Origin of the sequence: Methylobacterium sp. WL18 (genome assembly GCF_008040015.1) — a bacterium.
Lineage (GTDB): Bacteria > Pseudomonadota > Alphaproteobacteria > Rhizobiales > Beijerinckiaceae > Methylobacterium > Methylobacterium mesophilicum.
Window position 1 is genome coordinate 1 of sequence record NZ_VRVD01001304.1, and the last position, 495, is coordinate 495.

At 74.1% G+C, this 495-nt stretch carries 1 protein-coding gene; it reads left to right on the plus strand.

The annotated features are described in order from the left end of the window. Window positions 1-153 precede the first annotated feature (153 nt). Window positions 154-495 (plus strand): acyltransferase domain-containing protein (locus FV228_RS32445; RefSeq protein WP_147858031.1); only part of this gene is annotated, 342 nt, incomplete at its 3' end.

A 495-nucleotide genomic window follows, 5' to 3' on the forward strand; every position in this document is an offset into this window, starting at 1 on the left:
GCTTCGCGGCGGGCAGGGTCCGGGCGGGTGGCGGATTGTGCGACGCATTGTTGACACCCGCTGCCCCGGGTGCGAGTGCGCGCCCCATTCGAGAGTTTCGGCCGACACGGGCGGCGTTCGCGCGCCGCCCGGCGAGAGCGATCAAGACAAGCCATGCGCGCACTCATCTTTCCCGGCCAGGGCAGCCAGGCGGTCGGCATGGCGAAGGCGCTGGCCGACGCGTTCCCGCAGGCGCGGGCCGTGCTCGACGAAGTCGACGACGCCCTGTCCCAGCCGCTCTCCCGGCTGATGTTCGACGGGCCCGTCGAGGACCTGACCCTCACCACCAACGCCCAGCCGGCCCTGATGGCGGCGAGCCTCGCGGTCCTGCGCGTGCTGGAGGCCGAGCGCGGCCTCGACGTCACCCGGGACGTCGCCTGCGTGGCCGGGCATTCGCTCGGCGAGTACGCGGCGCTCGCGGCCGCCGGCAGCCTCTCGATCGCGGATGCGGCCCGG